General features: G+C 32.6%; 25 protein-coding genes. 5 read left to right on the top strand and 20 right to left on the bottom strand.

What is annotated here, in order from left to right:
* Positions 1-55: 55 nt before the first annotated feature.
* The 5 genes from FYJ81_RS10040 to allW form a co-directional block, all read right to left on the bottom strand.
* Positions 56-1402, bottom strand: a complete 1347-nt coding sequence (locus FYJ81_RS10040) for an alanine/glycine:cation symporter family protein (protein WP_154409610.1) — start codon at positions 1400-1402, stop codon at positions 56-58.
* A 254-nt stretch (positions 1403-1656) separates the two neighbouring features.
* Positions 1657-1770 carry a transposase gene (locus tag FYJ81_RS13150; RefSeq protein ID WP_259339128.1) on the bottom strand — a complete coding sequence of 38 codons (114 nt, stop codon included), beginning with the start codon at positions 1768-1770 and terminating at the stop codon, positions 1657-1659.
* A 21-nt stretch (positions 1771-1791) separates the two neighbouring features.
* Entirely contained in the window at positions 1792-1932 is a 141-nt protein-coding gene (locus FYJ81_RS13145; protein WP_226956214.1) for a hypothetical protein, read from the bottom strand.
* Between the two features lie 269 nt (positions 1933-2201).
* Positions 2202-3563: an allantoinase AllB gene (gene allB / locus FYJ81_RS10030; RefSeq protein WP_154409609.1), complete on the bottom strand. Its 1362-nt coding sequence runs from the start codon at positions 3561-3563 to the stop codon at positions 2202-2204.
* Positions 3553-5043, bottom strand: a complete 1491-nt coding sequence (allW, locus tag FYJ81_RS10025) for an allantoin permease (RefSeq protein WP_107385108.1) — start codon at positions 5041-5043, stop codon at positions 3553-3555. The genes allB and allW overlap by 11 nt, the downstream gene beginning before the upstream one ends.
* A gap of 317 nt (positions 5044-5360) precedes the next feature.
* On the opposite strand from allW, the gene FYJ81_RS10020 reads away from it, so the two are divergent.
* Positions 5361-6980, top strand: coding sequence for a PucR family transcriptional regulator (locus tag FYJ81_RS10020; protein ID WP_119537844.1), 1620 nt, complete (start codon positions 5361-5363; stop codon positions 6978-6980).
* 252 nt (positions 6981-7232) lie between these two features.
* Positions 7233-8666 carry an MDR family MFS transporter gene (locus FYJ81_RS10015; RefSeq protein WP_107385110.1) on the top strand — a complete coding sequence of 478 codons (1434 nt, stop codon included), beginning with the start codon at positions 7233-7235 and terminating at the stop codon, positions 8664-8666.
* A 581-nt stretch (positions 8667-9247) separates the two neighbouring features.
* Here FYJ81_RS10015 and cspD read toward each other — a convergent pair.
* The gene (cspD, locus tag FYJ81_RS10005) at positions 9248-9448 is read right to left on the bottom strand and encodes a cold-shock protein CspD (RefSeq protein ID WP_019469926.1); all 201 of its coding nucleotides are present in this window, start codon (positions 9446-9448) and stop codon (positions 9248-9250) included.
* Between the two features lie 343 nt (positions 9449-9791).
* Here cspD and FYJ81_RS10000 point away from each other — a divergent pair, with 343 nt between their 5' ends.
* On the top strand, positions 9792-10208 hold the full coding sequence (locus FYJ81_RS10000; protein WP_107383880.1) for a YxeA family protein: 417 nt from the start codon (positions 9792-9794) through the stop codon (positions 10206-10208).
* Between the two features lie 148 nt (positions 10209-10356).
* Here the strand turns inward: FYJ81_RS10000 and FYJ81_RS09995 are convergent, their stop codons facing one another.
* The 3 genes from FYJ81_RS09995 to FYJ81_RS09985 all read right to left on the bottom strand — a co-directional run bounded on the left by FYJ81_RS09995 (position 10357) and on the right by FYJ81_RS09985 (position 11767).
* On the bottom strand, positions 10357-10662 hold the full coding sequence (locus FYJ81_RS09995) for a hypothetical protein (protein ID WP_107383879.1): 306 nt from the start codon (positions 10660-10662) through the stop codon (positions 10357-10359).
* A gap of 577 nt (positions 10663-11239) precedes the next feature.
* A complete protein-coding gene (locus tag FYJ81_RS09990) occupies positions 11240-11401 on the bottom strand; it encodes a hypothetical protein (RefSeq protein WP_154409607.1) in 162 nt (53 codons plus the stop codon).
* A gap of 171 nt (positions 11402-11572) precedes the next feature.
* The gene (locus tag FYJ81_RS09985) at positions 11573-11767 is read right to left on the bottom strand and encodes a hypothetical protein (RefSeq protein WP_019469922.1); all 195 of its coding nucleotides are present in this window, start codon (positions 11765-11767) and stop codon (positions 11573-11575) included.
* Between the two features lie 189 nt (positions 11768-11956).
* Here FYJ81_RS09985 and FYJ81_RS09980 point away from each other — a divergent pair, with 189 nt between their 5' ends.
* Positions 11957-12169 carry a hypothetical protein gene (locus FYJ81_RS09980; protein ID WP_107383878.1) on the top strand — a complete coding sequence of 71 codons (213 nt, stop codon included), beginning with the start codon at positions 11957-11959 and terminating at the stop codon, positions 12167-12169.
* A gap of 72 nt (positions 12170-12241) precedes the next feature.
* On the opposite strand, the gene FYJ81_RS09975 is transcribed toward FYJ81_RS09980, so the two are convergent.
* Positions 12242-12766, bottom strand: a complete 525-nt coding sequence (locus FYJ81_RS09975) for a GrpB family protein (protein WP_107383877.1) — start codon at positions 12764-12766, stop codon at positions 12242-12244.
* 196 nt (positions 12767-12962) lie between these two features.
* On the opposite strand from FYJ81_RS09975, the gene FYJ81_RS13040 reads away from it, so the two are divergent.
* Positions 12963-13130 carry a hypothetical protein gene (locus FYJ81_RS13040; RefSeq protein ID WP_181187401.1) on the top strand — a complete coding sequence of 56 codons (168 nt, stop codon included), beginning with the start codon at positions 12963-12965 and terminating at the stop codon, positions 13128-13130.
* 80 nt (positions 13131-13210) lie between these two features.
* Here the strand turns inward: FYJ81_RS13040 and FYJ81_RS13035 are convergent, their stop codons facing one another.
* The 10 genes from FYJ81_RS13035 to xpt form a co-directional block, all read right to left on the bottom strand.
* Positions 13211-13375: a hypothetical protein gene (locus FYJ81_RS13035; RefSeq protein ID WP_181187402.1), complete on the bottom strand. Its 165-nt coding sequence runs from the start codon at positions 13373-13375 to the stop codon at positions 13211-13213.
* 323 nt (positions 13376-13698) lie between these two features.
* Positions 13699-14346: an LPXTG cell wall anchor domain-containing protein gene (locus tag FYJ81_RS09970; protein ID WP_107383876.1), complete on the bottom strand. Its 648-nt coding sequence runs from the start codon at positions 14344-14346 to the stop codon at positions 13699-13701.
* Between the two features lie 24 nt (positions 14347-14370).
* On the bottom strand, positions 14371-15687 hold the full coding sequence (locus FYJ81_RS09965; protein ID WP_107383875.1) for a trypsin-like serine peptidase: 1317 nt from the start codon (positions 15685-15687) through the stop codon (positions 14371-14373).
* A 433-nt stretch (positions 15688-16120) separates the two neighbouring features.
* Positions 16121-16384: a hypothetical protein gene (locus FYJ81_RS09960; RefSeq protein WP_226956045.1), complete on the bottom strand. Its 264-nt coding sequence runs from the start codon at positions 16382-16384 to the stop codon at positions 16121-16123.
* A 37-nt stretch (positions 16385-16421) separates the two neighbouring features.
* Positions 16422-16619, bottom strand: coding sequence for a hypothetical protein (locus FYJ81_RS09955; protein ID WP_107383874.1), 198 nt, complete (start codon positions 16617-16619; stop codon positions 16422-16424).
* A 308-nt stretch (positions 16620-16927) separates the two neighbouring features.
* On the bottom strand, positions 16928-17356 hold the full coding sequence (locus tag FYJ81_RS09950; protein WP_107383873.1) for an organic hydroperoxide resistance protein: 429 nt from the start codon (positions 17354-17356) through the stop codon (positions 16928-16930).
* A gap of 316 nt (positions 17357-17672) precedes the next feature.
* A complete protein-coding gene (guaA, locus tag FYJ81_RS09945) occupies positions 17673-19214 on the bottom strand; it encodes a glutamine-hydrolyzing GMP synthase (RefSeq protein WP_107383872.1) in 1542 nt (513 codons plus the stop codon).
* Positions 19215-19234: 20 nt separating this feature from the next.
* A complete protein-coding gene (gene guaB / locus FYJ81_RS09940) occupies positions 19235-20701 on the bottom strand; it encodes an IMP dehydrogenase (RefSeq protein WP_107383871.1) in 1467 nt (488 codons plus the stop codon).
* Positions 20702-20738: 37 nt separating this feature from the next.
* A complete protein-coding gene (pbuX, locus tag FYJ81_RS09935; protein ID WP_046207045.1) occupies positions 20739-22007 on the bottom strand; it encodes a xanthine permease PbuX in 1269 nt (422 codons plus the stop codon).
* Entirely contained in the window at positions 22004-22585 is a 582-nt protein-coding gene (xpt, locus tag FYJ81_RS09930; RefSeq protein ID WP_107383870.1) for a xanthine phosphoribosyltransferase, read from the bottom strand. Before xpt ends, pbuX begins: the two co-directional genes overlap by 4 nt.
* Positions 22586-22718: the final 133 nt, after the last annotated feature.

Genomic DNA, 22718 nt, shown 5'->3' with positions numbered 1-22718 from the left:
TTTTCCTTTTAGTAATGACAAGTATGAGGTTTGGTACTTTTTATATTCACTAACTTTACTTATAATTTTTAAAGAAATCTGTAGTTAACGATTTCACTTTTGGCGATAACATTATCACTGCGATAACGTTTGGAATCAATACGGCAGCAAGTGCCAAATCAAGCAAGTCCCACAATTGTTGTGCAGCACCTAACGCACCCACTATCATTGAAAGCACATATATTGTTTTCATCACCCAACCTGCCGTAAGTCCAAATAAAAACTCTGCCATTCTCGATCCGTAGAAAATAACTACCACAACGGTCGAAAATACAAAAAACATCATTGAAATAGAGACCATCATACTTCCAAATTGACCAAAAGAATTTTCAAACGCTCTGGCTGTTAGTGCTGCAGACTGCGTTTTCGCATCACCCGCCTTCCAAACACCTGAAACTAAGACCACAAAACCAGTCGTGCTACAAATAATTAACGTATCTACTACGATTTCACTGATACCCCAGAATGCTTGGCGAACTGGATGATCCGTTTTTGCGGCTGCGTGCGCGATAGATGATGTACCGAGACCAGCTTCATTAGAATAAATCCCTCTAGCAAAGCCCCAACGAATTGTGGTAGCTAACGCTGCACCAAATGTACCTCCAACAGCTGCCGTAGGATTAAATGCCTGTTCTACCACTAACCAAATAACGTTAGGCACATGTCCAATATTCATCAAAATGATTAAAAAACCAAAAAAACAGTAAAGACCAACCATGATTGGCACAATTTTTTCAGCAAATGATGCGATACGTTTCACACCACCAAAAACGACGAGCGCAGCAAGAAAAGCTAATATAATGCCAGAAACTGCCATAGGTACATTAAACGTATCTTTCATAGTGCTCGCTGCAGAATGACCTTGAACCATAATACTTGGAATAATTTCAATCATCAATGCAAAGGCAAATATCAAAGAAAAAATTGTACCTAACTTCTTATTTTTAAAACCTTTTTTCATGTAATAAGTCGGGCCGCCCACAAACTCACCTTTTTTATTTTTCTCACGATAGTGGACACCTAAGACATTCTCACTAAATTTTAAAGCCATGCCTAAAAAAGCAATAACCATCATCCAAAATACCGCGCCAGGTCCACCCATCATAATCGCTGTAGGCACCCCAACAATATTAGCTGCACCTACAGTTGAAGATAGTGCAGAAGTCAAAGCCTGACGAGGTGTAATCGTCCCTTCCCCTTTAGGTTTTTTATTAACACTTCCAAATGTTTGTTTGAGCATATAGAAAAAATGACGAAATTGAATAAAATTTAAATAGACTGTCAAAAATACACTTGCAAACAAAAGTAGAAGTACAAGTGGATACCCCCATAACCAATCCGAAAAAGAAATTAATTTTTCCAAATATTACAACCCCTTTGTTTTTAAAGCATCTAACCATCTGTTGTGATAAAAATCTTATGTCTTTAATCACAAAACGCTATAAAAATGAGCTATGTAGACACTAAATAAATGTAATATGTAATATTATTCCCTAGAGTTGCTCACTCAAACCGAGTTTAGAGCTTATGAAAACAAAAAAACTAATCCAGTTAATAAATGGATTAGTTTTTTTGTTTCTTTACAGTATTAACAAACCTTAAATCTTCAGCTATATTCTAAATATAATGGTATGCTACATTTGTTTCTATTTCTTTAATCGTTTGCCTCATTGATTTGATCACAAATAGTCTTTGAACAAGCAATATTTTCACTAAAACAACTGGATCTATTGATGGTCTACCGTTATCAAGTCAATATTTTCCTTCAACAAACTCATATACAAAATTTAAATCTAATACCGCAACAACTTTACGCAATAAATGATTATTAGGAACTAATTCAGAGATAGAAATTATTTCATATTGATCTCTTTTATCAATTGATTTATTCAATATAACAAACACCACTGCTATTTAATTTATATATTATAATATTTTGGCAGTAATGTTATCAGCGGTTTATGCCGACTCCTGCGGGAATAGCACTAGCCGAAGACTACAGGCTAAAGCAATGCCCGCGGAAAGCGTGCATAAAAAAACTGCCAACAAAGTCGGAGACTCTGTCGACAGTCTAGACTAATTCATTTAATAAATGGATTAGTCCTTTTTGATCTTGTTTTTATGTCCCAATATCCTTAACTTCAAGCTTTTTCAAGAAATTTTTAGATAAAGCGTCCAATACGTTTATCTGAAATACCTGCTTCATCACTATAAATTTCTTGCCCTCTTAAAATTGTACGTGTTACTTGGGCACCAATTTCACGCCCAATATATGGACTCATTTTGTTACGATAAGCTAAATCTTCAGCTTTTAATGTATACGGTGCGTCAGGTTTAATAAATACGAAGTCAGCATCTTTACCAATTGCAATACTGCCTTTTGTATCTAAGCCAAAGCGTTTAGCAGGTGCTGTCGCAATAATGTCAGCAAATTTTGTTAATGACATTTGGCGTTTTTGAACACCTTCATCGAATAAAATATCTACGTTGTTTTGTAATCCAGCGATACCTCCCCATGCTTCAAATGCATTGTCAGTATCTTTTAAGTCTGGCGTACAAGGTGAATGATCAGATGTTACAAAACTAATATCACCGTTTAATACACGATCCCACATTCCTTCTAAGCGAGATTGTTCACGGATTGGTGGAGAACATTTAACAACTGGTCCAATGTCATCTAATTCTTCTTTGTAGAAGTACAAGTAGTGTGTACATGTCTCACAAGTAATGTCTACGCCTTCTTGTTGTGCTTTGATGACTTCATCAACGCCTTCTTCACAAGCCACGTGTACGATGTGCACACGACAACCCGTTTCTTTAGCAAATAAAATAATTTTGCGAATTGGTTCAACTTCTGTAAATACTGGACGACTATCCACGTAAGCGCTTAATGTCGTTTCACCATTTTCTTTTGCGATTTCACCTAATCGATCAGTGATTGTCGCATTTTCAGAATGAATTGATAAAATTTTACCAGTCTTAGCAATTTGCTTCATACCTTCATATAATGAATAATCGTCAACATTTTCAAAGTCACCTTCGATAGAACGGTCACCACAAGTAGCTAAGAAAGCTTTATAAGCCACAACACCCGCTTCATCTAATTCTTGAATACCGCCGTTTAAGTTATATGGTACTAAACCACCATAACTTGCGACATCCACTGATAATTCATCTTTCCCAGCGTCAAATTTAGCTTGGATAGACGCTTTGTCAGTTGTAGCTGGAACTTGGTTTAATGGCATTTCCACAAATGAAGTTACGCCACCTTTAGCAGCAGCATTTGTTCCTGTAACATAACCTTCCCAACCGTCACGATAACCACCACCTGGTTCAGTAATATGCACATGTGCATCCACCATTCCAGGTGAAACAATTTGATTTTGTGCGTCAATGACTTGCTCAGCCTCTACCAATGTTTGACCAATTGCGGCAATTTTACCGTTTTTAACACCAACTTCAACTTGTTGCTCCCCATCTTCTAAAATGACTAAACCATTTTTAATAATCAAATCATACTTCATTATATTCTGCTCCTCCTTTTTTACTTTTATCTGCATGGAATACATAATGTAAAATTAAGTAAACACCACCGGCAATGATAAAGCCTATAAACCAAGAAAAGTCTGATATCACTGTGAATGCTGGTAAAAAGCCTAATATTGAAACAATGACACCAGCAATCGTTCCGATGTATGCAGAAACATTAATACGTGGTATTTTTTGTTCTTTATCTTTTAAGTCAAAATACAACTTATCTATATCAATGTGACATTTAGACACAATATAGAAATGAACAATCATTACACCTGCTACCGGGCCAAGTATAGCACCAATCGCGTTTAGGAATAAGAAAATACTGTCCTCCTCTTCCATCATCTTCCACGGCATAATGACTACACTCAATACTGAGGCAATAATTACACCGCGACGGTAATTAATCCATTTGGGTAAAAGTGCAGTGAGTTGATATGCTGCTGGAATGATATTACTTGTCGCATTTGTAGAAATCGTCGTCATCAATAACACACCAGTAGATATCAGAATCGCCCAGAAGTTGCTCCACTCATTAATAATTGTTAAGATGTTCCATTCTTGATGCCCGAGATAAATCGAACCACCAATAATGATAAACACACTCGCAATCGCGAATAAAATGTGCGCAACAACGATACCTGAAATTTGACCAATCACCTGTGTTTTAGTAGATTTTGCGTTTTGTGTAAAATCAGAGACACTTGCACCTGGCCCTGCCCACACGCCTAAAAGCGAGTTGAATATTAAAATAAAGGATAAAATCGCTGGGTAAATGATACCATTTGATTTTGTAGAAATTTCATAATTTAATATATTTCCAACGCCACCAGCAGCCATAACGCCCCAGATAGCCATACCACCAAATACAATATAAATAAGTGGATTTAATATAGCTGTGAATTTATTTAAAATATCGCCACCGCCAAATCCAATCGCAAAACTAATAGCCCAAAATATTAAAAATGCAATGAGACCTGGAACAGAGATACCAAGTATTGATATACCTTGTCCAATGTCAGCAAAGCCTGGGAATATTTTATTTAATAATATTAATAATGCTTGTGATCCAGCAAATGTTTGTAGACCAAACCAAGCAATACCTGCTACAACACCACGTAGGATACCAGGTAGCTTCGCTCCTACATCACCATATGTATGACGTAATTGCATGGCAAATGGAATACCATATTTCGAGCCAGCATAACCATTACCTACCAATAATAAAGCGATTACAAAAGAACTTAATATTAATGCAAATATTACTTGTAATGGCGATAGTCCTATTAATAAAAATCCCCCAACTGCAGTATAGTTAGGTATATTATGTACAGCGCCCATCCATAGTGTAAAAAAGTTGAATGCGGAGTTATTTCTTTGTGCCGGTGTCTTTGGCATTATATCTTTATTATAACCGCGCTTTTCGAAAACCGCTTGTGATAATGCCGCATTGTTTTCCTGTCTTCCCATTCTATTTATATCTCCTTTACTTTAATAAGCTAATAACTAAATGTATAATCCTCAGTTATAAGTGTAGTATGAGTGTAAGCGTTTTTCTTTGTTATTAATGACATTTCTATACGATAAAATTATAGGAATCGGACAAAATAAGTGTATAATTAACGATATACATTAAATTTTTTGAGCACTTTGAACAATCGTTATCACAAATCGACAAAAACACTACTTTTTAAGATAAATACAGACAAATAGAATTTATTATTATATATATTTTTATGCATTTTCATAACGAGTGATTGTGTAAATTAGAAGCGGAGGACATAATTATGACTACTCTAAACGAAATTTTATCCGTTCCCCAATTTAAAGGCTTAAAATTATTAAACAGCAACGGAGATTTATCAGCAGAAGTGACAAATTTGGACATTACTGAGAATAATGATATTAAGCATTTCACTTCAAATAATTCATTTATCTTAACAACTGGTGTCTTATTTCAAGATAATCAAGATAACTTGAAAAAGTTAATTAAAGATTTGAATGATATACACACTGCTGGACTTGGCATCAAAGTTTCAAGATTTTTACATGAAATCAATCAAGATGTCATTGATTTTGCGGATGCTATTGAATTCCCTTTAATTGAAATACCAGAAAGTTGGAATCTAGGTGAAATTACACATGAGATTTCTTCATTTATTTCAGATTCTGAAACAGGAAAGCTAAATTACGCATTACAAGTACAACAAGAATTAAACCAATTATTAATCAAAGGTTTCAGTATTGATACAATGATTGATCGCATGAGCAAGTTACTAGGCGTACCTATCATCCTATTTGACCCATTCAAGGCACCTGAAGCATACAGTCGTCATTATAGACAAGGTAATGCCTTAATGACTGAACACACCAAATATTTCATGAACCATTATCAAGATGCGCTAACATATGATAAAAATAACCTCGTCTTTGAAAATAAAGACCATGTAATCTTCAAAGTATTAGGCTACACATACTTCCCTTACTATTTAATGGTTTCTCAAGTTAATAAGCTTTCCTATCCATTTAGCTTATTAACACTGGAACAAGTAGTCAGTGTGTTGAGTTTCGCCTTATACAAAAACACCAAAATACAAGAGGCCGAAGAAAATGATATTAATCGATTTTTCGAATCATTGGTCAATAATCAAAATGATCAAACCCTTTCGATTAAAAAGCATGCTGATTTATTAAGACAATATTATATTTATCCTTCTGACTATTATCAAATTATCATTTGCGGTATTGATACTAAAAATAATTTAGAAAATAGTTATTACCTAAATGAACGGCACCATCTCACATTCCTTTGGTTAAAGCATAAATTAACTGATATTGATTCTTATATAAGTGTTTATAAATTACCTAGTAACAATCGTTTTGCGATACTCATCCAAAATCGTCACGAATATTACTTTGAATACCTTAAAAAAATACAGCAAAGTTATAGCGAGTACTTTGATGATACGATTTCATTTGGCATTGGAAATGAAGTAACAGAATTCACACAGTTACCATCTTCCTTTTTTGAAGCAAATGAAGCCTTTGAAAATGAATTGTTAAATAACGCAAAAGCATTTATCTCACAATATCATTCCAAAGATATCCAAGAATTATTACAGCTTATCCCTCAAGAAAAGTTATTACCTTTCGTTAAACATACTTTGGGCCCGCTGAGTTATCCAAAACAAAAAAAAGATTTAGAATTAAAACAAACTTTAAAAGTGTACATGGATAATCAATGCGATATAACTAAAACGGCAGATAAAATATTTATACACAGAAATACAGTGAAATATAGAATCAATAAATGTAGTAATATGATTGGCACAAATATTGAAGATCCTGTTCATTCTTTAAATATACGTATTGCTTTATATGTATCTGAAATGATTAGTTTCGATTAAGTGCTCAATCTATTTCAAAAAGCTACGTTGTTTGCATGGTTGTGCAAGCAGCGTAGCTTTTTCATTAATTGAACAACACTGACTTGTGCCACCTTTAAAACGATGTATTCCGACCTATATCATCTATCCATTATTTTTTTCTAGAAATCCTTTGTAAAAAATATTAATTTTTTAAACCGAATGGTTTGCTTTGCTAACTTAAAATAATTAAAATTTATCGATGGGATGTTATAAAAAGGAGATGCGTTTATAATGTCGGAGAATGTTATATCTAATAAAAAAAGAAATACGATTATATTAGTTATGCTAAGTAGTGCTTTTGTAGCAATGCTAAATCAAACATTGCTTAATACCGCACTACCAGCAATTATTACGGGATTAGAAATAACTGATACAACTGCTCAATGGTTAATTACAGGTTTTATGTTAGTGAATGGCATCATGATTCCACTAACAGCCTTTCTCATGGATCGATTTCATACAAGACCACTCTATATTTTTTCTATGAGTGCGTTCCTAATTGGTTCGATCATCGCAGCACTTTCGCCTACATTTGGCTTACTCATGTTTGCACGTGTGATTCAAGCTATTGGCGCAGGTATACTCTTACCGCTTATGCAATTCACTGTTTTCACACTGTTCCCTTCTGAGAAACGTGGATTTGCAATGGGACTTACCGGTATAGTAGCACAATCAGCACCAGCAATCGGACCAACCTTAACTGGGTTTTTAATTGATACATTTAGCTGGCGAGCACCATTTATTGTGGTAGCTTTTATTGCGATTATCGCATTTATTGTAGGTGCGATATTTGTAGAAAGTAATAACGAAACCAAACATACACAATTAGACAAAACCTCTGTTATATATTCAACATTAGGCTTTGGTTTAATGCTTTACGGCTTTAGTAGCGCAGGCAACTTAGGTTTCACATCACCAATCGTTATTATTTCACTTATTGTGGGAATCTTAATTGTTACCATTTTCGTAACAAGACAAATTAGAATCGATAATCCGCTATTAAATATGCGCGTATTTACAAATCGTACATTTTCACTATCTGCATTTGCATCTATGGTATTATTTATCGGAATTGTAGGCCCAGCATTATTGATTCCAATTTATGTCCAATCAGGCTTAGGTCTATCTGCAATTCTGTCAGGTCTTGTTATCTTACCAGGTGCAGTAGTCAACGCATTCATGTCCGTCTATACAGGGAAAATATATGATAAATATGGCTTGAAAGTATTGGCGATTCCTGGATTTGTACTGTTAATTTTTATGACAATACTACATTGTTTCTTAACATCAGAAACGCCTTATTGGTATATTGTCATCATTTACGCAATAAGAATGTTTGCTGTAGCATTGATTATAATGCCACTGAATACAATTGGTATTAACGCATTAGAAAGCAAAAATATTTCACACGGTACTGCGATTATTAACTCTTTAAGAATTATTGCAGGCGCGATTGGTACCGCCATTATGATTACAATTATGGCAATTGTTCGTACAAATTATGTTCCAAGTGAAAATCAATCCAAAACAGACATTGCACAACAAGCGACCGTACAAGGTGTTGACGCAGCATTTGCATTCACTACGCTTTTATTAATTATTGGTTTTATATTAACACTACTGATAAAAACAAAAAATAAAGCGGAAAATACGCGTGAAGTATAATATTAAATCTATTTAAGTGAAAGTAGCAACGCTTCAACAACTTGAACGGTGTAAAGAACATACTTAAGATTAGCTATGAAGAAATCTATGGCGATAGATTTCTTCATAGCTATTTTATTATTCAATATTTCGTATTGTTGGCTCACTTTCTTAGGGGACAGCTTCAGTCTATAGTCTTCAGCTTGTCCTGTTCCCTCAAGCGTCTCGCCAAAATACAACGTATTCATATGTAATTTCTCATTGAAGCACTTTAAAACAAGGCTCTATTTCAACCCAAAATGATGTTAAAAATTATTCTACATGCATACACCCAAAATTAATTTTTATGTTGCTGTTAGTGGCTATTACCATTCTTTTATAAGCTTAGCTTCAAATGATGTATTAATGCTAAACAACCTTTCACAGGTCGTTAATATTTTATTGGTAATAAAAAACAAAAAAATAGGTGCAAATCCCGAGTCATAACTAGCAAGCTGACTTTGAATTTGCACCTTTAAAAGTGAATACACACATATAATTTCAATTATTGATTTTAAGACAAATAAAAAAAGACGAGCGTTGCTCGTCTTTTTTATGCGTTATTATAATTTAATAACGTTAGCTGCTTGAGGTCCGCGATCGCCTTCAACGATTTCGAATTCAACAGCTTGTCCTTCTTCTAATGATTTGTAGCCGTCTTGGTTAATTGCTGAGAAGTGTACGAATACATCGTTTCCGCCTTCTACTTCGATAAAACCAAAACCTTTTTCTGAGTTAAACCATTTAACTGTACCGTTATTCATAATAAAAATCCTCCAAGTGCTTTTGCACAAAAATTTGTAATCTGTCTAAAAAATCAAAAGGAGTAAATTCAAAAGAATAAAACTACAAATCAATTTCACGAACTAAATTACTTAATACCTAGTATAACGAATAATTCGACTTTTGTATACCCCTATTTTCAAAAAAATATATTTTGCACTTTATTTTTAGTAATATAATCCATTGGTGAATATATATCATTTAATCACATTTGAAAAAATGACAAAATCGTTATATTAAAATGCTTTTTTGTAACTTAAAAATATAGCAAACGAATCAAATAACTTTTACATTATAGATAGTTACTTTAAGGAGGTAATAAATATGAACAGATTAATAAAAGTACTTCTAAGCATCTTTATTATCATTATCATTGTTCTTATCGGCCTTTTTGGCTGGAAAGTTTACGCAGAAAAAAACTCAGACAATACTGATATCGTTAGTTTTGCCAAATTAAACCCACTCATTACTAATGAAACATATTACGTAAAAACTCAAAAGCCAACAAAAGTTGAGCACAATAAAGATGATAATGGAGAAGCCTTTGTCACATATAATTATAAGCAAGATGGATATAATAAAAAAGGTGAAAAAAAACACTTAGATTTCAATGGTTTTGGTGAAAAACCCTTAAAAACAGATTATTTCTTAAAATTAGATACCGAACTTGGTCATGTACAAAGTTATGAAGAAGTAGCTAAAAATAAAGTACCCAAAAAAGCATTAAATCAACTTCAATAATCACCTGATTATTTAAAATAATCCACTTAATAACAATGTTATTTTAATGTGCTAATAATATAATAAACGCGCAAGTTAGAAATATTTATTTGCAAAATATAACTTTCTAACTTGCGCGCTTTGTTTGTAATGATTCTGCAACTACGACTTAGTTATTCATTCTTTTGACTATTTCATGCTTAATAATCATTAATGCTTGGCTGTACTTAGAACTTGTATTTTCTTGAGTGTTAATAATCAAAATGTCTACTAAATCATCATTATTCATTTGAACTAATTCTTGTCGAAATTGATCAATATTTTCTACTAATCTCTTATGGTTGGGCTGATATTTATCTATAACATAATACTGGTCAGCACCAAGTCCACCCTCTTCAATCATTTTAGAAATTTCATCTGAACGCATTTCATCAGTTCTATCTATTTTTATATCTTTATTGTAATTATTAACCATTCTGATCCCCCATTTCATTCACCAAATCCATCTCAAATTAAGACTACATGCTAACAAGTTAACTTTTTGACACTAAACTTAATACAATAAATCAAGTCGTACCACCTACAATAAAATAAAATTACTCCAAAAGTTATATATTACATCTATACCCTGAAATTATATTTTAAACTTTGATTTAGATAATTCTTATTTATACTTATAATTTAATAAAACGATATAGAAAATCGATAATATGACACCGATTTTCTATATCGCCTCTAAAAACACCGAAACCATATACCTCATCCCCTTATAATGAATCTCTTTTATATCTATCCTTTTAAAAATTTTTCAAAACATTTCATTATTTTATACTATTATAATGCATTATATTCTTTGGGTATAAGATGATATTGACTAACAGTGCATTATTTCATATTGAATTGACTATGCATGAAACAGATTCATAAGTTTTGAGAGCAATATCACAACAATAGCATCCATAAATATAAAAATCGCTGAATGATAAAGTAAAGACTGAGACAACATTTGCCTCAGTCTTTAATACTTCTAATATTTTCTATCATTTAAACGCTCATAATCGCTTTTTTGCTTCGATGCCAATCCATATATTTGTTACTAAACCGACAACACCCATAACTAATGACGGTATCAAAGCATGATTACTAGTATAAAACGTTACTAAAAACATAAGTAAACCAGTTATAATACTGATTAATATAGATGAAAGTTTCATTGGATTGCTCCCTTTTCGCTATATTAATTTACATTATTCCTATACTGAAATTCATTTAAAAAGAAATAAAAACAGTCTGTTGTAGAGTTTTAAAAAATTTGACGTCACAAATACAATAACTTTTTATTTATAAAATATGGAAAATTCCACTTAAGCACATCTTAGAATTTTTCAACTCAATATGTATGCAATCACAAATAATATAATCGAAATAATGAGTGACATTAACCAAAACGGAGAACTCACTAAATCTTTATACGCTTGATCTGGTGCATTACGCATTTTCAACCGAATAAATTTGATTCCTAAATACAACGCTTCAACAAAATTAACGATTAAAACAATGCTCAACAATATAATAGCCATGGTTCGCCCTCCAAGATATCATCTGATTTATTCCACATCGTACCACAAGTTTTTTAAAGAATAAATATTGAAATAAATTTTAATTTTTATTACAACCTAAAAACATATGTGTTATTTTATAATTAACATTGTATATGGTTATTTTTTTAAAATTCTATGGATTAAATATCATAAAGTTGGAGGGGTAATGTGCAACTATTTTTACTTACCCTTTTGGGTATTATTTTTGTTTTTGTATATGCTTCAAATTCAACAATACTTTTACATATCAAGCTTATTAAACGGGCTGAAAATGAGGGCACGGCAGCAATGAATGGTAAACAATGCCGCTTTATGTGGTGTTTGTTTGCAGTTATGGCAACAGGCTTTTATCTACTATTACTCAATTCAAATTTGTTTTAATAAATTTGAATTGAGTAATAATCAAAATAAGATGAAAGATTTAATTATTATGTAAATAAGACAGTAGGTAGCCTATCCATCCTGATTCTTTTGATACCACTTTAATGCTTGATGCTCTATGCGTTTGATAAAAGGCGATTTGCCATTTGAATACGCACTTCTATTATTTGAATACTTGTTAGCGAGTGTGATTTTTAAATTTTCATATTCTTTCGCAATAGCTTTATTAGCATTTAAATAATCTCTAAACGCTAAATGTCTATCAATATTTTCATAGTTATCAAATTGAAATATATGGACATGATAAGTTCTAGTATCCGCGCCTTTTATATAAAACCTTCTACCACTGATACCACTTTCTCCTTGAGGTTCATAGCCTAATTGTCGCATCGCATTATTGTAACGATCCATAAACATTATGTTTTTTACGACTACCATGATATCAATAACAGGCTTAGCATAAATATCTTTTATAGCTGTACTGCCAATGTGATGCATTTCTATGATTTCTTTACCAACTACTTTTAACAATAGATCTTTTTCTTTAACAAATTGCGCTTCCCATTTTTCATAATCTTTTTTTAATATAATTTCCATCGTTCAATTTCCTACTTTCTTTTATCCTCATTACTATTAAAAAGTGACATAAAATTCATCTCAACTAAAACATTTTAAAATAAGGTGACTTTTTACCATAAATGAGAAATGATATAGTTGAATTAAAACTCGAACTGTAAAAAGTATGTTTCTAAAATACTGTATAATATAATAAAAATAGTAAAGGAGTCATCATATGAAATTTGTAAATTTAACAGCTATGACAGAAAAAGGCTTAAACAAGAAAGTTAATGAATTCTTAGAAGAAAATCCTTATATCGAAATCATTAAATTTGATTACCAATTAGGATATAGCAACTGTGGCGTAGGTATTCTTTACAATAAAGTTAAGTCTCAGTCCTAAGTTTAAAATCAAAGGAAATATGTTGAGACTTCTATATAACATTACTTATTTGTTCATTTACAAACTTAATTCACGAATGACTAATAAAATAATTGTAAAACGGTCATAATTATAGTTAACAAACAAGCTAATAACATAACATTTTGAGCTTTATGAGTGCCCTGATTTCCATTTTTGTATTCTTTCATTACAAATAGCCAAGAAAGAATAACTAAAATCCCTAAAATAATGCCAACCGTTTTCATTTTACCTCTCCTAAAATGTACTGTATAACTTATTATTATTCGCTCAAGTTCAAAAGATACTTCGACTTATATTTATATAATATCATACATTTTAAAACGTGAATTGTTTGTAAATAATCCAACTTATTGTAATTGAAAATACCCCAATTCAACTATACTTGTAATAAAAACAAAAGCTGAAACATAATAATGTTTCAGCTTTGAATATCTTATGGAAAGTAAATGCTTGTGACTTCATCCACATCATAATATTTAAATTTTTGTTAATCTTATTCAGAATGACATCACTGTAAGATTACGACAATAGCAATACCTAAAATGTCTTATTTTTGAAAAACTTTAAAATTAACACGTTTACATAATAATAAACTACCCACAATCAATGAGATACTCGCTAAAAAAATGATTAGTGTTCTATTATCTGAAGTCATGCCTGTATTAGGTAATTCTTTTATTGCATTGTGATTAACGCTATTTTTTGAATTTTTTACTTCAGTCTCAAATTTTGAGAAATCATTATTTTTTGAAATATCTAAGTTCTGATTTTTATTAAACCGATCACTTTCTCCTCCTGGGTTTTTAGAGTTTAATACACCTTCATCTTTTAATTTTTCATTTACTGCATTATTGTGCAATGACGTCTCACTATTAGATTTATGATTAAATTCTTTCGTAGCATCTTCTAATTCTTTCGGCTCTTCAACCTCTGCTATATCCTTGTGCGGAAACACATTTGGTTCTGTAAAACTTCCATCCTTATGCAAAATACCATGAGGAATTTTCTTCGTACCATCCTTTAACTCTATCGGTTTTTCAACCTCTGCTATATCTTTGTGCGGAAACACATTTGGTTCTGTAAAGCTTCCATCCTTATGCAAAATACCATGAGGAATCTCTTCACCATTTACCTCTTGACTGCTAAATTGTACAATTGTCATTAATAAAGCTGTAGATAATAGTAACTTTTTCATTTCGAAACTTCCTTTCTAAGCAAGTTATTGTAATATTTTGACATCTTTAATGTTAAAATATCCTATCCATTTATTATTTGAATCATATAATGATAAGTACTTTTGCCCATTTGGATGATTATACTTATATTTTGCGTGATATACATTTCCAATTTTTAAATTTTTTACGCTTCGTTTACTATTAAAATCTAAATCGTTCCATACACAAATTTTATTTTTCGATATAGAGACCTTTTTATTATACTTATCGCCTGTTAACTTATTTTTTACATCCTTTGAATCATTTTTATTTAAGTATCCTATCCATTTATCTTTTGAATCATATAATGATAGATACTTTTGTCCATTTGGATGATTATACATATATTTTGCATGATATATACTTCCAATTTTTATACTTTTTCCGCTTCGTTTACTATTAAAATTCAAATCATTCCACAAATTAGTGTTCGAACGAATGACTTCTACTTTTTTATAATAATTGTGCGCCTTAGGTTTTCCCATCCAATGCAAAATATAATCAATATAAAGTTCATTTAGTCGGGTTGCCCCATTGTAATCTTCCCCACCGAATGTATGTACACCAATTATTTGGTTATTAGCATTCCTAACACTACTACCGCTTTGTCCTGGATTTGTATCCATATCGTAATACAAATTATTGGCCTCTATTTTATTTAAAAATCCTTTCGACTTAAACTGGATACTACTCCCCTTATCCGCTGGAAAGCCTGACGTCTCGATTGACTCATTTAATCTCACCTTAGAAGTTATTGGTAAAATTCCAGTCTTATCTCCCAAATTATTATTTAATTTAATAATAGCTAAATCATATTGAAAATCCCTTTTATTTATCCATTGATTTAAGGTGTGTATTTTCTTAGATTGTGCCTTTCCAATATGAAACTTTTGGCCTTCTACTCCTGCATATACAACAATCTTGCTTGCCCAACCACCTGCGCTTTTTGAATAAATATTGTGCCCTGCTGTAAGTACTGAGTCTCTTCCAACCATTGTTCCTGATCCTGTATAAGTTTTACCATTAGGAAACGTCATATTCAATAACACCACTTGTTTATAAGGAGTACTCTTAAAGTTTGAAACTTTTATACGTTGATCTGTTCCAATTACTCTTTCAATTTTATTATCTAATGTATATTCAATGGGCAGCAAATTGTCTTGATTTAAATCTAAAGTTCCAGAAGATGGCTCTTCTACTGAATCTACATCAGTTACTGCTGTTTCATTGTCTTTTTCTGAAACATTCGCACTCACACTATGACTAAATAATAAAGTAAAAACTAGCATGCTTGTCACTATTTTATTTATACTCCTCAACATTATTCACTCCCTACAAAATAATTTATGATATATCATAAATAAGTAATAAAATAAAATTAATATTTATGGATTCATTACTAATTACCATAATATTGCAAGGAGTCATTTATTAGGGGAATATTTCCGTTTAAGTAAAAATATAGATAGAAAATAGTAATAATATGCAAGTTTTAAATTTAAATATTGGTAATATAGAATCTGTCAAAATGTTCAAATCAAAATAAAAAGAGCTGGAAACTGCACCTTAGCAATCTTTCCAACTCTTTTTATATGATTAAATATTATTCGATATTATTTTAAAATGTCATTTCAGGTGTTTATAATTTTTCATAACATTGATTTTCAAATTTTATTAGTATATTCTAATTGTTTTTTTAAACAAAAGTTCTACTCTTCGTTTTATCAATAGTAGGTATACGTATATTCAAACGTATTATTCACTTGATTTTGCTTTTTGAACTTTCAAAATTGTAAATATAATAACTATTGTTATGGTAATGAAATCAAAAGAATGTGTAAAAGCTTCTCCAAATTCTTTATCTTGCCAGAAGTAACGAATGATGAATAAAAACGTTGAATGAACAAACAATGCAATAAACATGTATATAACTGGTTTATCAAGTAATAGACCAAAAACAAATACAAATAACAGCATTATTATAGTAAGTATCAGCATGACTATGTTTGACATAGACATATTAAAACTCCGATCGTATAGTTTTTTTCTTGCACTGCTAGAAACCTTTACGTTTAATTTGTCTATATGTAAAAATACCAAAAATTATGACAAATGCGAATTGTACTGTTTTAATTAAAGGTGAGCTAAATTCTAATATTTCAATATGCATCATTGTTCCAATAATAGGTGCAATGAAATTAAAAATAAATAATATTAGACATATACCAACCAATACTTGTTGTGATTTAGGCATATTAAGCACTCCAATTTATAAAGTTATAGTTACAAATGTTGATGCTTCCACTGAGGGTGGCCCATTATTTAATGATGTAACAATATCACCATCACTAAAAATACAGCACTAAATTCCATAAAATATTTTCTGATTTATACCAATGTGTTTATGATCAAATTGATACTTTTTTCTTAATGAAAGTACTTATACATTTAGTTGGATTATATTGTTTTATAAAAATAACCGCACTAATTAAGATACGGTTATATAGATATATGACTGCTTGATAAAATTCCAAAAAATTCTATTTAGCTTTTTGCATCACTTTAATTAACGTTAACAGTAATTTCAATATCAATACTGTGTTTAAGTGCTTTCGAGTACGGGCAATAATTATGCGCTTTTTCAACGAACATCTCCGCTTCTTCTTGGCTGAGATCTTTAAGTGTTACATCTAATTCAGCAGCCAATTTTACACCGCCATCAGATTTATCTGGCAATAAGTAAGCAGTCGCACGGACTTCTGGCTCAATCATACCCTTGTCTGCACCTTTCAAAATATGCATTAGTGCATTGTTAAAACAAGCGCTGTAACCAGCTGCAAATAACTGTTCAGGGTTTGACTCAGTAACGCCGTTGCCACCCATTTCTTTTGGAACAGCTAAGTCTTGATAAAATGTATTATCTTCACTAAAAACTTTTCCATCTCTTCCGCCATTACTTATTACAGTTGTTTCAAATAATGGTTTTGCCATGAAAATCACTCCAATAATTTTTGAAATTCAATAATAATGATTAATTAATCGTTTTACATATCAAATTAAGCTTAATCTAATTGTATTTTATCATTAGTTTTTAGATATTTAAAATCATAAGTGTTAAATTGTCATTTATGTCTACTCATAAAAAAAATAGGACAAGTACATAAGTAAATGTCCTATTTGGCTAAAATACTTTCAATTAATTTAACTCACCCGTAAGACTGCCAGTTTAACCATTCCCTCAAATTCTCAAACCCACAAAACACCCCCTTAAGCCTATGCTCAAGGGGGTGTTCATCATTCTATTCTATTATTCCCACTCTATGGTACTTGGGGGCTTAGATGTAATATCATAAACAACACGGTTCACGTGGTCTACTTCATTAACAATTCTGCTTGAAATTTTTTGTAAGACTTCCCAATCAATACGTGCAAAGTCACTTGTCATACCATCAATAGATGTCACTGCGCGAATACCTACAGTGTGGTCATATGTCCGGTAGTCTCCCATGACACCTACGGATTGAATACCAGGTAACACTGTGAAGTACTGCCATATATCACGTTCAAGACCTTCTTCACGAATGACTTGTCTTAAAATCGCATCTGATTCGCGTACGATTTCAAGTTTATCTTCTGTAATTTCACCCAGCACACGAATACCTAAACCTGGACCTGGGAAAGGCTGTCTCCATACTAAGTGTTCTGGAATACCTAATTCGATACCTAATTCACGCACCTCATCTTTGAATAATGTATTAATAGGTTCAATTAATTGGAATTCCATATCTTCAGGTAATCCGCCTACATTATGGTGTGATTTAATCGTTTGTGCTGTTTTTGTACCTGATTCAATAACGTCTGTATACAATGTGCCCTGCGCTAAGAAATCAACACCTTTTAGCTTAGATGCTTCATCATCAAAGACATAAACGAATTCATTACCAATGATTTTACGTTTTTGTTCCGGATCTGACACACCTTGCAGTTTATTCATAAAACGTTCTTGAGCATCGACACGAATGATGTTCATGTTGAAACCTTCACCAAATTGTTCCATGACCATGTCGCCTTCACCTTTACGTAGTAAGCCATGGTCTACGAAGATACATGTTAATTGGTCGCCAATCGCTTTGTGTAATAATACTGCAACAACAGATGAGTCTACACCACCGCTCATTGCACATAGCACCCTGCGATCACCAACTAGTTCGCGAATTTTTTCAACTTCGATATCTATAAAGTTTTCCATTGACCATTCGCCTGTACATTCACACACGCGACGTACAAAGTTACGTAATAAGTCGTTACCAAATTCAGTGTGACGTACTTCAGGATGGAATTGGACACCGTAGATACGGCGTGATTTATCTTCAATTGCTGCATAGTTCGTACTTGGACTGTCTGCAATCACTTCAAAACCTTCTGGGATTTCAATAACTTTATCTGAATGACTCATCCAAACATTTTGTTCTTCAGGTAGTCCGAAGAATAATTCGTCAGTTTTAGCATTAATCACGGCTTTACCGTATTCTCTTTCATTGGCACGTTCAACTTTCCCGCCTAACAATTTAGTTGTTAATTGCATGCCATAACAAATACCTAGAATAGGAATACCTAAATTGTAAATTTCTGGGTCAATCGTAAAAGAGTTCTCTTCATATACTGAATTTGGTCCTCCTGAAAGGATAATCCCTTTTGGATTCATGCGTTTAATTTCTTCAATGCTGATTTCATGGTCGTGCAGTTCACTATACACACCCATTTCACGTATACGACGTGTAATTAATTGGTTATATTGGCTACCAAAATCTAAAACAAGTATGAGCTCTTGCTCTTTCGCCATTTCCATAACTTTAAATCTCCTTTAACTTAGAATGAATAATTTGGTGATTCTTTTGTAATTTGCACATCATGTGGGTGACTTTCTGCTAAACCAGCAGGTCCCATACGTGTAAATTGTGCTTCTTCTCTTAATGCTTCTAAGTTTCTTGAACCAGTGTAGCCCATGCCTGATCTCACACCGCCCATAAGTTGGTAAATCGTATCTTGTAATGGACCTTTGTAAGCAATACGACCTTCAATACCTTCAGGGACGAATTTTTTAGGAGCTTTATCTTCTTGGAAATAACGGTCGTTAGAACCACTTTCCATTGCACCTAATGAGCCCATACCTCTATATACTTTATATTGTCTACCTTGGAATACTTCTGTAGCACCAGGACTTTCTTCAGTACCTGCAAGTAAGCTACCTAACATCACAGCATGTCCACCTGCAGCTAACGCTTTGATAATGTCTCCTGAGAATTTAATACCACCATCAGCTATAATAGACTTTCCTTGCTTACGTGCTTCTGTTGCACAGTCATATACAGCTGTAATTTGTGGTACACCTACACCAGCAACAACACGAGTCGTACAAATTGAGCCAGGTCCGATACCTACTTTGACAACATCTGCACCTGCTTCATATAAAGCTTTAGTTCCTGCAGCAGTTGCCACGTTTCCGGCAACTAATGTTACTTGTGGGAATTTTTCTTTAATGTGTTTAACTTGTTCTAAAACGCCTTTAGAATGTCCATGAGCTGTATCAATAACTAAGGCATCTACACCCGCTTCAACTAATTTTTCAGCGCGAATATCCGTATCTTTTGCGATACCAATTGCTGCACCTACTAGCAATCTGCCAAGTTTGTCTTTAGCAGAATTGGGGAATTCAAGTACTTTTTCAATGTCTTTGATTGTGATTAAACCTTCTAATTTACCATCTTTAACTAACGGTAATTTTTCTATTTTATGTTGCTGTAATAGTTCTTCAGCTTCATCTAAAGTAGTGCCTACAGGTGCTGTAATTAAGTTTTCTTTAGTCATAACATCTGAAATCTTAATAGAGAAATCTTCAATAAAACGTAAATCACGGTTTGTTAAAATACCGACTAATGTTCTCTCTTCTTCATTATTTACAATAGGTACACCTGAAATACGATATTTACCCATCAACGCTTCTGCTTCATACACACTTTCTTCTGGTGTTAAGAAGAATGGGTTTGAAATTACACCGTTTTCTGAGCGTTTAACTTTTTGAACTTCATCTGCTTGATCTTCAATATTCATATTTTTATGAATAACACCTAGACCACCTTGTCTAGCCATTGAGATCGCCATTTTGGATTCAGTTACAGTATCCATACCTGCTGAAATAACAGGGATATTTAATTTAATACCTTCTGATAATTGAACACTTAAGTCTACTTCTTTCGGCAATACATCTGATTCTGCTGGTAACAATAACACATCATCAAAAGTTAAAGATTCTTTTTCAAACTTATTTTCCCACATATGAATACAGCCTCCTAATATTTGTTTTATAGCTCCATTATTCCATAGTTTCTATGTTTTGTTGATTCTTAATGCCGTTAAAAAAGAAATTCAAAACAATTGCTGAAATAGCACCAAGTACAATACCATTTTGAGTTAGCCATGCGAATTGGTCTCCTAAAGCTTGAAATGCTTGAGGTACTGCACTTATACCCGTTCCTAGTCCAACTGATACCGCGATTACCAACAAATTATTTTGATTTTTGAAATTAATATTACCTAATATACTAACACCATATGCCATAACCATGCCAAACATTGCTATCATTGCACCACCTAATACTGGTAGAGGAATCATATTTGCTAAGGCACCCAATTTAGGGATACATCCACAAATAATAAGCAAGATAACCATGCCATAGATAACTTTGTTCTTTTTAGCACCAGATAAAGATACTAATCCCACATTTTGAGAATAAGCGGTATACGGGAACGCATTAAAAATGGATCCTAAGATAATCGCGATACCTTCAGCAGTATAACCTTTACGAAAATCTTTTCTCTCCAATTTCTTACCTGTAATTTCACTTAATGCATGGTAAACACCTGTTGATTCTATCAGACTGACTAATGCAACAATAAAGAATACTAAAGTTGCACCAAAATCAAAGCTGAATGTTGAAAATCTGAATGGTTGTGGTAATGAAAACCAATGTGCTTCACCAACTTGTTTCACATCAACAATGCCAAATATTGACGCTAATACAGTACCTACAATTAAGCCAATCAATATGGCAATTGATTTTAAGAAACCTGTTGTAAAACGTTGCACAATTAATATGACTATTAATGTAATTACACCAAGTAAAATGTTTTTGGCATCACCAAAATTTTTAGCACCTTCTCCACCTGCTAAATAATTCATCGCTACTGGCATCAAATTGATACCTATAATTGTAACGACACTGCCTGTCACAACTGGTGGAAAGAATTTAACTAAATATGAAAAAAATGGAGCAATGATGACAACTAATATACCTGATAAGAAAAGGGAACCGTATAAATCACCGATACCTTTAGTTTGCCCGATTAAAATCATCGGTGCAACGGCTGTAAATGTACAGCCTAAGACAATGGGCAACCCAGTGCCTGTACCTTTCCAAACTTGTAAAAATGTGGCTACACCACACATGAAAATATCAACAGTGACTAAGAAGGCAATTTGTTCTGGAGTAAAATCTAGGCTTGTCCCTACAATAATTGGTACGAGTATAGCGCCTGCATACATCGCCAATAGATGTTGTAAACTTAAGATGAATGTCTTCATGATTGTTCCTCTAAAAATGTCACTTTGTTACCACTTAGAGAAGCAACTTTACATAAAGACGATACTTTCAATCCTGCTGTTTCTAAACGTTCTCTGCCTGGTTGGAAACTCTTTTCAACTACAATACCTATGCCAACAGTTTCGGCATTGGCTTGTTGAACAATTTCATTTAAACCTAATGATGCATCACCATTTGCTAAGAAATCATCGACGATTAATACGCGATCATTTTCGTCTAAAAATTCATCTGAAACCACTACAGTACTCGTCGTATTTTTAGTGAATGAATGGATATCAGCTTGATAAGTATTTTTCGTTAACGTGCTAGGCTTTGCTTTTTTAGCAAATAAACACGGCACATCAAAGTGCATTGCTGCCATGATTGCTGGTGCAATACCAGATGCCTCAATCGTTAATACTTTAGTAATCCCTTCATCTTTAAATTGATTATAAAACGTTAGTCCTACGTCGTGCATCAGCTTTGCGTCTATTTGATGATTTAAAAACCCATCTACTTTCAAAATTTTCTCATCAATGACGACACCGTCTGCCTCAACTTTCCGTTTTAACAAATCCACTCAAAAAACCTCCTCATTTTTTATACAAAAAAAATCCTAAACTAACTTAGTTTCAGGATCTATGAGTGAACGTGCAATACTATAAAGAACTGATGTTTAACTTACAACATGTACGTTGCAAATTAAGTCTTCA

This window comes from Staphylococcus sp. McC-251-APC-3A2 (assembly GCF_009695665.1).
GTDB classification, from domain to species: domain Bacteria; phylum Bacillota; class Bacilli; order Staphylococcales; family Staphylococcaceae; genus Staphylococcus; species Staphylococcus cohnii.
The sequence above is the reverse complement of the archived record's forward strand: the minus strand, read 5'-3'. Positions and strand labels throughout refer to the sequence as shown.